The following is an 11,959-nucleotide window of genomic DNA, read 5'->3' on the forward strand; positions in this document are numbered from 1 at the left end:
GGGCAAGGCAGAGGCCATTCGTAGGCCTTTGAAAACCAAAAAACTAACGCCCCCTGAGGAGCGCCAAGCGAGCAATGACAAGAAGATTGGCTCGGATATCGACGGGCGCACTATGTCTGGAGCGACAGCTCTTCGCAAATCTCTTCGCGAACCCGGTTGAGAATATGCAACTGGTTATGCATGGTTGTCAAGCTTCTCCTGGTCGACAGTCGCGCCTAAACTCAGCGTCGGCCCGAGGTGGTCACCTTCGGCGGTGTGGTTGAAGACCACGTCGAGAATAACTTCAATATCTGCCCGGTGCAGTTCGTTCACCATATCGCGAAATTCGTTTACCGAGCCGAGCGGATCGCGGTTGGAGCTGTAGGCCTGGTGCGGTGCAAAGAACGAGACGGGGGCATATCCCCAATAGTTGACACGCCCCGGAGCATCCTGGGGGTCGAACTGGAACACCGGCAAGAGTTCAACGGCTGTAATGCCTAGTTGGTGGATATAAGGAATCTTCTCGATCAAACCAGCATAGGTACCGCGGTTACTTTCCGAAACCCCCGAACTGGGATGACGCGTGAAACCTTTCACGTGCATCTCGTAAATGACTGTTCGCGAGCTCAGGTGACGCAGCAGGGTGTCGCCTTCCCAATCGTACGCCTGTGGATCCACCACGACGCTCTTCATCGCGGTGGCGGCGTTGTCGCCTCTCGTGCGCGCTGCATCGCGGCTGTAGTTCTTGGGAACAACTACGCCGCGTCCGTACGGGTCGAGGAGGACCTTGGTGGGATCAAACCGCATTCCACTCGCGGGATCGAACTGTCCCTGCACCCGATATCCGTAGAGCTGCCCCGGCTCCACCCCCGGCACGAAGGCATGCCAATAATTGTAGGTACGGTTGGCCACGGGATCCATGGTGATCACTCGCGCGGGTTGGGCATCTTCCCGGTCAAAGAACAGCAGCTCCACGCCTGAAGCGTTCCGCGAAAACACGCTGAAATTGATGCCATTGGGAAGTACGGTTGCGCCAAGAGGAGCGCTACGTCCGCTGCTCTTGCCAACATTTGCTGTAGACGAATCTCTGGTTTGAGAACGGCACTGCCACCGCTGAGGATGACAGCCATGGCTCATCCTTTGCACAACAGTTCTTTAGCCGCCGCCACCACCCGTTCCGGCTCGAAGCCAAATTTCCTCTGGAGCTCCTTAAGTGGCGCTGAGGCCACGAAAGTCTTCATCCCGATCACATGGCCGGAACCGCCAACGTATCGCTCCCATCCAAACGTGGAAGCCTGCTCGACCGCGACGCGTGCCTTTACGCTTGGTGGTAGCACGCTGTCCCGGTATTCCTGCGTCTGGTGGTCGAAGATGTCCCAGGACGGCATCGATACGACTCGCGAGCGGATGCCCTCGGCAAGTAGTGTCTCGTGCGCATTCACGGCGAGACTGACCTCACTGCCTGAGGCGATGAGGATCACTTCGGGTTCGCCGCCTGGAGCGTCCGCCAGCACATAAGCGCCGTGCGCCACACCTGATGGCGGTGCGTACTTGCTTCGGTCCAGGGTGGGCAGGGGCTGGCGCGACAGCGCCAGCACGGCTGGCTTGTGGCGCAGTTGCATGATGTAGCGATAGGCCTCGACGACCTCGTTGGCATCACCGGGCCGCAACGTGACCAGGCCGGGAATGGCACGCAAGGACGCCAAGTGTTCTATCGGCTGGTGAGTGGGGCCGTCCTCCCCATCACCCATGGCGTCGTGCGTGAAGATGAAGATGGTGGGCAGCTCCATCAGGGCGGAGAGCCGAATGGTCGGGCGCATGTAATCGCTGAAGATAAAGAATGTCGCTCCAAACACCCGGAGCTTGGAAAGGGAGATCCCGTTCACAACCGCTCCCATGGCGTGCTCCCGGATGCCGTAGTGCAGGTTCTTCCCACCCGGGGTATCAGCCTGAAAATCTCCCGCGCCCTCAAAGGTCAGCAGGGTCTTGTTCGATGGCCCCAGATCCGCCGAGCCCCCCAGGAACCAGGGAATATTCTGTGCGAGCACGTTCAATACCTTGCCCGAGGCTTCCCGCCCCGCCATACCCTTCGAGTCGGCCGGAAATACGGGTAAGTTGCGATCCCACCCGGCCGGGAGTTCGCGTCGCTGCATCTGGTCGATCTCGGCCGCAAGTTCGGGATAGGTGCCTCTGTAAGAAGCGAAGAGCTTTGTCCATTCCTGGCAGGCCTTTGCGCCGCGGGCGCCGATACCCTCGGAGAAGTGCTCATAGACGCCCTCGGGCACGAGGAACTTCGCGTCCTCGGGCCATCCGTAGCCGCGCTTGCAGAGGCGGATCTCCTCCTCGCCGAGTGGCTCGCCGTGGGCTGCAGAGGTGTCCTGCTTGTGCGGCGAGCCGTAACCGATGTGGCTGTCCAGGATAATGAAAGTGGGGCGACCCTTCGTCCTCCTGAAGACCTCGAGGGCGTGCTCGATACGATCGGTATCGTTGGCATCGCCGACCCGCAGAACGTTCCATCCGTAACCCAGGAACCGGGCCGCAACGTCCTCAGTGAAGGCGATACGCGTGTGGCCTTCGATCGTGATGTGATTGTTGTCGTAGACCCAGCAGAGATTGTCAAGGCCCAAGTGAGCGGCCAACGACGCTGCTTCTGAGCCAATGCCCTCCATCATGCAGCCATCTCCGCAAACCGCATAGATGTTGTAGTCGAAGATCTCGAACCGAGGCCGGTTGTAATGGGCGGCCAGCCACTTCTGCGCGATGGCCATCCCCACGCTCGTGGCGATGCCTTGTCCGAGTGGGCCGGTGGTAGTCTCGACGCCAGAGACCCAGTGATACTCGGGGTGACCGGGGGCCTTGCAGTCAAGCTGGCGAAAGCGGCGGATGTCGTCGAGGGTCACCGAGGGCTGTCCCAGCCTCTCGTAGTCGGCATTGACTGCTCGCGTCCGGGTGAGGTGGAGCGCAGACCAGAGCAGCATCGAAGCATGACCGTTCGAGAGCACAAACCGATCACGGTTGGGCCAGATCGGGTCCTGTGGATCAAAACGCATGACACGGTTCCAGATCGTGTAGACCAGCGGTGCGAGGGCCATCGGCGTGCCGGGGTGCCCTGACTCGGCCTGCTGGACCGCGTCCATCGAAAGGGTCCGGATGGTATTGATACACAATTGATCAATTTCCGCGCCTGTCATCGGTTGAGCAATTCGTGTCGTATTCATTGTTCCCCTCCTAAACGCTGATTTTCTCAGTTACGGCCGCGACCGCCACCACGGCGTTGTAGCCTGCGGGCTTGACCGTGCAGAGGGCCACCGAGGCGCGACCCGCAGATCTACGTCTTGAGCGGCGTGGTTCCTGCGCCCCGCTGGGCGCTGATTGCTTCCGGCTCCAGTGATTAGGGCAAGTGGCGTTCGCATTCACGAAACCGCTCCGATCACCCCGCTGGTTCGCGGAATTCCTGGGTCGACTAAGCGATTTGAGCTCTCGGTCAATTCCTGCAGCCATTCAAAGGCCGGGGAGGACAGACTCTCTTCGCGGAAGCGCCAGCGCCAATTTCCCTCGGCGCGACCGGGCACGTTCATGCGAGCTTCGCTGCCCAAGTCGAGTAGATCCTGTAATGGAACAATCGATAGCGCCGCTACGGACGTCCACACCAGGCGGATCAGCGCGGGAGCAGCTTCGGCACTGTCGCGCGGCTCGACCTTGAGATAGCGCCACAAGTTCTGTCGCTGGTCACTGGGCAATTCTTCGTACCATTGGCGAGTCGGGGGGTTATCATGAGTGCCGGTGTAGGCGACTGTGTTGGGGACAAAATTGTGCGGAAGATACGGATTTTCTGCATTTCCGTCGAAGGCGAATTGCAGGACCCGCGTACCTGGTACCTGGAACTGATCACGTAACTCCTGCACATCGCGCGTAATCAGACCCAGATCTTCTGCGATGAACGGCAAACAACCTAGCTCCCTTTGTACTGTCTGGAAAAAGCTAGCCCCTGGACCCGGCACCCACTGTCCGGACTGGGCTGTTGGCGCCCCGGCCGGAACGTGCCACGCGGCCGCGAACCCACGGAAGTGGTCCAAGCGAATCATATCTACGTGAGCCAGCAGCGCACGCAGCCGGTCTATACACCACCGATAACCGGTCGAACGAAGAGCATCCCAGTTGTAGACGGGATTGCCCCACAACTGTCCCTGCGCACTGAAGTAGTCGGGAGGAACCCCAGCAACGAAGCGCGGCCAACGCTGCTCGTCCAGCAGGAACAGTTCCGGATTAGCCCAAACATCACTGGAATCGGGAGAAACGAAAAAAGGTAGGTCGCCGATCAACCGTACGCCACTGGCATGGGCGTGTTCCTTGAGTGGTTCGGCCTGGCGGAACAGCATGAACTGCGCAAAGCGGACCTGATCGATTTGACTTGCCAACTCTCGCCGCGCCGCGGCTAAGGCATCCGGACGGCGCTGAACCAACTTTTCCGGCCACTCGAGGTAATAAGATCCTTCGTGCTTGATTTTCAGCGCCCGGAATAGAGCATAGTCTTCGAGCCAATTTGCCTGCGCGGCGCAGAACTCGTCATAGGCGGAGCGCAGGTCTTTGCGCTCTCCGGCTTTGAAGTTTTTCCATGCCCTTTCAAGCAACCGCCATTTGAACGAACAATGGAGTCGTAGTCGACGACGTCCGGAGGGAAGTGGGACTCACAATCACTCGCCTCTAACAGCCCATCCGAGATGAGGAGGCCGGGGCTGATCAGCAGGACATTGCCCGCAAACGATGATAGAGATTGATAGGGCGAGTTTCCATACCCGGTCGGCCCGAGCGGTAATGATTGCCACCATCCTTGCCCGACTTCATGCAGCCGATCGACCCATGAAAACGCCGATGGTCCCAGATCACCGATGCCATAAGGTGAGGGCAGAGACGTGACGTGCAGCAATAAGCCGGAAGAGCGGTATCCGGGCGGAAAAGGCGGAACGTTCGTCTTACCGCTTGGCCCATTCATCGCCGGGCTCCAGTTCTAGAACCGGCCCCAGAGGAACCCAGTGCATTGTTCACCATCTCCTGGGCCTCGCTCACGATCGCATTCAGATGTGTCTGGCTCTTGAAGCTCTCTGCGTAAATCTTATAGATGTTCTCTGTGCCTGAGGGCCGGGCGGCAAACCAGCCGCTGTTGGCCACAACTTTCAGACCGCCGATGGGAGCGTTATTGCCGGGAGCTCGGGTAAGCTTGGCGGCTATGGGCTCGCCTGCCAGATCCGATTCTCTTACCGCTTCTGGTGAGAGTTCTTGCAACTTTGTTTTCTGCTCGGGAGTGGCAGGCGCGTCGATGCGGGTGTAGTACGGGGTGCCGAACTCCGCCGTCAGTTCGCGGTAGTGTTCCCCGGGATCGTTGCCTGTGCGGGCGGTGATCTCAGCTGCAAGCAGGTCCATTATGGGTCCGTCTTTGTCCGTCGTCCACACGGTGCCGTCACGGCGAAGAAAACTCGCTCCGGCACTCTCTTCTCCGCCAAAACAGTACGAACCATTGATCAGGCCGGGCACAAACCATTTAAAGCCCACCGGTACTTCGCGCAGATCGCGACCGAGCTTTTTTACCACCCGGTCAATCATGCTGCTGCTCACCAGAGTCTTACCGACTGCAACTTCCTGCCGCCACTGTGAGCGATGTGTGAGCAAATATCGGATAGCCACCGCGAGATAGTGGTTCGGATTCATCAAACCTCCGGTGGGAGTGACAATTCCGTGCCGGTCCGAGTCTGGATCGTTGGCGAAAGCCACCTGGTATTCATCCTTCAGCCCGACCAGCCTGGCCATCGCATACGGGCTAGAACAATCCATTCGGATTTTTCCGTCGTGATCAACGGTCATGAATGAAAACGTCGGGTCGATCGTCGGGTTGACGACCACGATGTCCAATCCGTAGATAGAGTTGATCGGTTCCCAATACGGCCGTGCAGCGCCGCCCAACGGATCCACGCCAAGTTTGAGCTTGGCACCGCGAATCGCATCCATGTCAACGACGTTTTCGAGATCGCGAACGTACGGCAGCATCAGATCTTCTTGGTGTGTACAAGCCGTTTGGATGGCTTTACTGAATGGCAGGCGTTTGACTCCTACATTGCCTGCTCGCAACAGTTCGTTGGCCCGAATTTCGACCCAGTGCGTCACGTCGGTATCCGCCGGACCGCCGTTCGCCGGGTTGTACTTGAAACCTCCGTCCTCCGGAGGGTTGTGCGATGGCGTGATGACAATGCCGTCAGCAAGATGTTCCTTGCGACCGCGGTTATAAACGAGAATAGCTCGTGAAATGACGGGGGTCGGGGTTACACCGTTCCCTTGCTGGATGACCGTCTCCACATTATTTGCCGCTAACACCTCTAACGCAGTGCGCTGCGCGGGCTCTGACAGCGCGTGGGTATCTTTTCCCATGTAGAGCGGGCCGTCTGTCTTCTGCTCTCGACGGTGGTCGCAGATTGCCTGAGTGATCGCTAGGATGTGTGCTTCGGTAAAGGTGCCATACAGGGGTGAGCCGCGGTGGCCGCTTGTACCGAAGCTAACCAGTTGGTTGGGATCTTGCAGGTCAGGATGGCACTCAAAATAGTCCTTCTCCAGGCGAGCGACATCCAGCAGCATCTCCTTTGGAGCCGGTCTGCCTGCGAGGGGTGAAATCGTGTTTCCGCCGGGTTTCGCTGCCATTGACCGTGTTTCTACGGTATTGGGCATGGTTTTACTCTCCAGATGTCGCGTGCATATTCGGCAATGGTGCGGTCGCTCGAAAGCTTCCCGGAACTCGCTATATTCAGGATCGCCTTGTGCGCCCATGCCTCGCGATCGGCATACAATGCGCCGACTCGTTCCTGTGCTTGGCAGTACGAGGTCAAATCAGCCAAATGCATGTTGTGATCGCCCTGGCTCAGGAGCGTATAGCGCAACGGACTGAACACCCCTGGTTCATAGCGGCTGAAGTGGTCAGAGAAGATGAGGTTTAGAGCTGCTCGAGTCTCCGGCTCATTTTCATAGTGCCGGTACGGACTATACGGACTATACCGGCCACGACTGTTCTCAACTTGTTCTACATTCAGGCCGAACAGGAAGAAGTTCTCCTCCCCTGCTCCTCCGCCATTTCAATAGTCGCACCGCCGCGAGTTCCGACGGTCAAGGCTCCGTTCATCATGAATTTCATATTGCTGGTTCCACTAGCTTCGTAGCCGGCGGTGGAGATCTGGTTCGAAACAAAGTCGCCAGTGCCGAATTCCTGAAAATCGTCGGCGCTGTGGGCCAGACTCTCGAAGCGGAAACGCTGACCCGGGTGCTATATCCCGATGACTCCACGACCGTAGGAGAGGGACTGCGCTTCGTGGCCATCGAGTCGAGGAAGCATGCTGCGAGGCGGCCCAAGCCTCCGTTCCCCAGGCCCGCATCCGGTTCCTGTTCGATCAGCTCAAGCCAATCAATGCCCTTCTCCTGGACCGCATGCTGAACGACAGGATCCAGCAGAAGGTTGGTAACATTGTTGGCCAACGAGCGGCCGATGAGAAACTCCATAGAAAGGTAGTAAATGCGTTTGGCGTTCTCTCGTTCGTACGTATTCTTCGTCAGCACCCAGCGCTGCGCGAGGATGTCACGTACGGACCGGGAGAATGCCTCAAAGCGTTCCCGCGCCGTCGCACCCTTCGGGTCGATCACTCTGTCAAAAACGATATGCCGTTCGTAAAACGCACTTTCCGAACCTACAAATGGAATCGGGCCGCACCCATACTGCTGAAGCAGTTCTGAAGCACTAGCTGAGTTTGTCGTCGGGGGGACGATTCCCTTGGACTCCGGGGCTAGGACACCTTTTGTACTCATGAGAGATCCTTCTGGTCTGAGTAGCTGCAATCACAACTGCCCAAATCCAACGCGACGACACCTCGTGCCGAACGACTGGGTCGGATCACGCGGCCACGTGATGATCGTCATTCCAAAGCCGGATCACCGGGTGGGAAAGGCTGTGCTCATAACCTAGCGCGCTCAGGCTCGCCGTAGTCAAGAGAAAATACTTGCCCGCCGATCCCGGACCGAGCGCTAGCCAGCGGGCGGCCAGCACCCGAATGAAGTGGCCACTCGAAAAAACAAGGACGTCTCCAGCAACGGCTCGGATACGTTGGACGACACGGTCCGCTCTCTCGCCTATCTGTGCTGGCGATTCCCCGCCTGGACACCCGTCCCGGAAAAGTTGCCAGTCTGGGCGTTCTGCAAGAATTTCGTCCGAGCGGCGCCCCTCATATTCACCGTAGTCCCATTCCACAAGGTCAGGGTCGGTTTCCGCCACGCTGCCGAATCCAGCCAATTCGCAGGTTCGGGACGCGCGTTGCAACGGGCTGGTAAACACCTTCGCAAATGTCATGCCCCTCAGACGTTCTCCAAGCCTCTGGGCGTTGCGCTCGCCATTGGGGGTCAGAGGTAAGTCAGTAAGACCAGTATGCTGGCCCGAGAGAGTCCATGCCGTGTCACCATGCCGGGCTAAATACACTACTGGAAGAACTTCGCTCATGCAGTCTCTCTCCTCAACCCTTCAGTTTCTTGTCCCCACGGGCGTGGCTGCGTGAGCCAGCTTCCAACATTCCGCAGCAATAGCCCAATCTTCCTCCGCCCGAATCACGAGGACGCGCACACGTGAATCTGCGGTAGAAATATCCTGGTCGAGAGAAGGCCGTGCATTCATTTCGCTATCGAGTCTGAGACCAAGGAACTCTAAGGAGCTGCAAGCCTCAGCCCGCACTTCAGGGGAGTTCTCGCCCACACCCGCCGTGAACACCAGTGCATCCATTCCTCCCAACACGGCGGCCATGCCACCTATCGCCGCACGCAGACGGTGAACGTAGATGTCGAATGCCAACTTGGCTCTCTTGTGACCTTGCTTGATTCCAGCGAGAATTTGGCGCATGTCACTCGAAACGCCCGAGATACCGAGGAGACCCGATTTTTCGTTCAGCACCTTGTCGATCTCCTGAGAATTCAGTTGTCCTTGGCGCATCAGGAAAGTCAGGATTCCAGGATCGACCGAGCCCGAACGGGTACCCATCATCAAGCCGTCCAGCGGAGTGAATCCCATCGTGGTATCAACACTGCGGCTCCCTTGAATGGCTGCCACGGAGCACCCGTTGCCCAAGTGGCATGTCACGAGTTTGAGCGGCTTTTGATACTTCCCGAGCAACTGAGTGGCACGTTGAGCACAGTACTGATGATTGATGCCGTGGAAGCCGTAGCGGCGGATGCCACCCTCGAACCACTCATAGGGCCCTGGATAGATTGCCGCCGATAGCGGCATTTGGCAATGAAAGCCGGTATCGAAAACGGCTACCTGCAGAAGGGCGGCCCGAAGATTCTCGACAATCTTCATGCCCTCCAGCTCGGCACGAATGTGCAGGGGAGCAAACTCGGACATGCTGTCAATTGCCGAGCGCACCTCGGGCGTGATCACTACTGGATCCTCGAAATGCGGGCCACCATGGACCACGCGGTGGCCCACAACATCGATGTCGGAAGCGGAAGCGATGGCACGTGCCTCTCCGCTCACTAACGTGCTCAGCAGATGCCTGATAGCCTGCTCGCGTGATGCGACCGCCACTTGCTCTTTTTGGACGATTCCCTTTAAGTTTTTCACGGCAATCGCGGCGGTCTCGCCACCCCACTCGATCCTACCCTCCCACAAGCAGGCGGGCGGATGCTTCGGGAGAGTCTCGCCGATTTCATACAGGCAGGCTTTCTGACTGCTGGAACCCGAGTTGAGTACGAGAATTCTCATATTTCGGTAGGCTAGCTCAGCTCTTCATCGCGGTTCTGTCTCCTTCGAAGTGATCGGAATGGCCGAGGCCGCTAGCTGGCCGCGCTCACACCCGGCCGGCCTACACTCAGTCCAGCTAGGCGGACCGGTGTGGCCACCTCCATCCGGTAATCTCCGGGCCGCCAGTAGGCGTCGGTCTTCCTGAGTTCTTCGGAGGTCAGCGGAGATCCTTGAATCGTGGATCTCGCTTGTCCGTAGGCGCTCAACGAGGGGGGCGACGGTACATCTGCTTCTACGACAGTTGTCATTTTTTACGCTCCTTGTTTCCCGGCACAGGATGCGGCACTGATTTCGTTGCGCGGTGGAGGTTCCTGCTCCCTGCAGGTGGCGAAGGCGTTCATTGAAGGGCAAGGCAGAGGCCATTCGTAGGCCTTTGAAACCAAAAAACTAACGCCCCCTGAGGAGCGCCAAGCGAGCAATGACAAGAAGATTGGCTCGGGTGTCGGCGGGCGCACTATGTCTGGAGCGACAGCTCTTCGCAAATCTCTTCGCGAACCCGGTTGAGAATATGCAACTGGTTATGCATGGTTGTCAAGCTTCTCCTGGTCGACAGTCGCGCCTAAGGCGCATGTTGGTGACGCTCGGCGAACTTGCGGCCCGCCGCAGCATCGGCCTTGCGCGCCTGGTATAGCTAATGGGCGGCTCGGGCAAGACGACGCTCTCGAATTTGTGGCGCACCGGGTTCTGCGTGCGTCAAGTCTGGTCTCCAGAACGTGGCCCTTTACCATCTGATTCTCTTCGGTAATTGCACCTCAGCCGTAAGCGCCACCGGTAGGGACCGTCTCCTTCATATGTTGATGCGTCATCGCCGCACGAAGCCCAGGCCCCGCAGCGTGGTTTCAAGTTCCTTAAGTGCCTGTTGTTCTGGGAGGTCGGCAGGTCGATCGAGGCCCCGATGATGCGAAATTCTGATTCGCAGCATCCCTTGCACCTCGGTGTGACTTGAGCCACCCAGAACCATCCTCGACGAGAATGGGATAACCTCGAGTGAGCAAAACTCCTTGGTATGCTGATCCGAAACCTTCTCCGCAATTTTCTGTAATTCGGCGTAGCCGAGCTTGTAGTTCGGATCAGGTCCCGGCGGCGCCAGTTCCTTCTTGGGATTTAAGCCGTAGATGTCAACATCAAAGCCAGCCTGAATTGTTCGATTCGTGGCCGGAAGGCTCCCATGCTTTTCGGGGAGCAAGATGTTATACGGCAAGACTTCGTAGAAAGCATGATATTCCTTTACCAACTCGTGAATGTCCTTGGGCATATCACTATTCCTCCTCGCGCATAACCGCATCTTATATCGGGAAAACCTCCCAGCGTGAACAGGCCTGCCAGCGTAAGCAAGTGCACCGTTGTTGATTGCACACCCCTGAACCTATGACTCGCACATTGCAGAGTCAGTGATCATGGTCACATGGGACCTGACTGTAGCTCGTTCGCTTCAACTATCGTTTGCACTGGTTGCAGGCGCAGCGGATCCGTGTAGTTCTGCCCGCTCCGCCCACCACACCGTGGTGGATTGCAGCAATCTGGTCATCGTTCAGTCCGATGTATCCCGAAAGAACTTGTATGGTTCAACCCTCTGGTCGTTTGCACCTAATGCAAGACGGGCAATCTTGGCCGCTCAACTCGAACCGCGGCGAGAGTGGGCCAGGGGTGGCGACGGTGTTCATTGCGCCCGGCATCGAAGATCGGTACCGAGATGCTCGGCAGGAACGTTCAGGTCCTACTTCCGGAGCCGAACAATCCGGAAGACGTAGACGAGAACAGTCCGCTGAATACTACGCTGGCGGTGCCGCCTGAGCCTGTCAATGTGATACGGGAAAGGAAAGCAGCTCGCCCTGCGCCGATATCGGTGTGAGCCGCCCGCAGTTGATGCTACGCCTCGATGATGTCTGACCGGCTCGTAAGCAGGTCTGATGGCAGCCCGACGCGAAGATCTCGCGCGATCCCCGCGTCAGAGAAGCGCTCCTTGGCCATGGGAAACTCGACCGGTGCGGAACGGATCAGCAGTCGGCCTTGAAACGCAAGGATGTCATCTATTACTTGTTTATTCACGCTGTCGCTCTGCGACTAAGACGCCTTCGACAACAGCACGAGACAAACTCCATTCCAGCTGTCCTTATGCGTGGCGGGCGGAGGCACTCCGCGCAGCGGCACCGTCCCGATGCT

9 protein-coding genes and 2 pseudogenes are annotated in these 11,959 nt (G+C 58.1%); all 11 read right to left on the reverse strand.

Annotated features, from left to right (window positions below):
• Positions 1-174: 174 nt before the first annotated feature.
• On the reverse strand, positions 175-1,116 hold the full coding sequence (locus Q363_RS27095) for an alpha-amylase family glycosyl hydrolase (RefSeq protein WP_084080821.1): 942 nt from the start codon (positions 1,114-1,116) through the stop codon (positions 175-177).
• Complete coding sequence (gene tkt / locus Q363_RS27100) at positions 1,113-3,197, reverse strand: transketolase (RefSeq protein WP_211256375.1); 2,085 nt, start codon at positions 3,195-3,197, stop codon at positions 1,113-1,115. Before tkt ends, Q363_RS27095 begins: the two co-directional genes overlap by 4 nt.
• Positions 3,198-3,392: 195 nt before the next feature.
• Positions 3,393-4,616 (reverse strand): annotated as a pseudogene (malQ, locus tag Q363_RS27105) (4-alpha-glucanotransferase); the annotation flags it as partial.
• 352 nt (positions 4,617-4,968) lie between these two features.
• Positions 4,969-6,693: a phosphoglucomutase (alpha-D-glucose-1,6-bisphosphate-dependent) gene (pgm, locus tag Q363_RS27110; protein ID WP_084080822.1), complete on the reverse strand. Its 1,725-nt coding sequence runs from the start codon at positions 6,691-6,693 to the stop codon at positions 4,969-4,971.
• Positions 6,678-7,153: pseudogene (locus tag Q363_RS39245) on the reverse strand (glycogen/starch/alpha-glucan phosphorylase). Before Q363_RS39245 ends, pgm begins: the two are co-directional and overlap by 16 nt.
• On the reverse strand, positions 7,150-7,818 hold the full coding sequence (locus Q363_RS27115) for a glycogen/starch/alpha-glucan phosphorylase (protein ID WP_084080823.1): 669 nt from the start codon (positions 7,816-7,818) through the stop codon (positions 7,150-7,152). The pseudogene Q363_RS39245 and the gene Q363_RS27115 overlap by 4 nt, the downstream one beginning before the upstream one ends.
• An 85-nt stretch (positions 7,819-7,903) precedes the next feature.
• Positions 7,904-8,503: a histidine phosphatase family protein gene (locus Q363_RS27120; protein ID WP_035356947.1), complete on the reverse strand. Its 600-nt coding sequence runs from the start codon at positions 8,501-8,503 to the stop codon at positions 7,904-7,906.
• A gap of 21 nt (positions 8,504-8,524) precedes the next feature.
• On the reverse strand, positions 8,525-9,757 hold the full coding sequence (locus Q363_RS27125; protein WP_035356950.1) for an acetate/propionate family kinase: 1,233 nt from the start codon (positions 9,755-9,757) through the stop codon (positions 8,525-8,527).
• Positions 9,758-9,828: 71 nt separating this feature from the next.
• Complete coding sequence (locus Q363_RS41315; RefSeq protein WP_157467659.1) at positions 9,829-10,044, reverse strand: hypothetical protein; 216 nt, start codon at positions 10,042-10,044, stop codon at positions 9,829-9,831.
• 554 nt (positions 10,045-10,598) lie between these two features.
• On the reverse strand, positions 10,599-11,051 hold the full coding sequence (locus Q363_RS27130) for a hypothetical protein (protein ID WP_035356951.1): 453 nt from the start codon (positions 11,049-11,051) through the stop codon (positions 10,599-10,601).
• Between the two features lie 614 nt (positions 11,052-11,665).
• Positions 11,666-11,845: a hypothetical protein gene (locus tag Q363_RS27135; protein ID WP_035356953.1), complete on the reverse strand. Its 180-nt coding sequence runs from the start codon at positions 11,843-11,845 to the stop codon at positions 11,666-11,668.
• Between the last annotated feature and the right edge of the window lie 114 nt (positions 11,846-11,959).

The organism is Edaphobacter aggregans DSM 19364, from assembly GCF_000745965.1.
GTDB classification, from domain to species: Bacteria; Acidobacteriota; Terriglobia; order Terriglobales; family Acidobacteriaceae; genus Edaphobacter; species Edaphobacter aggregans.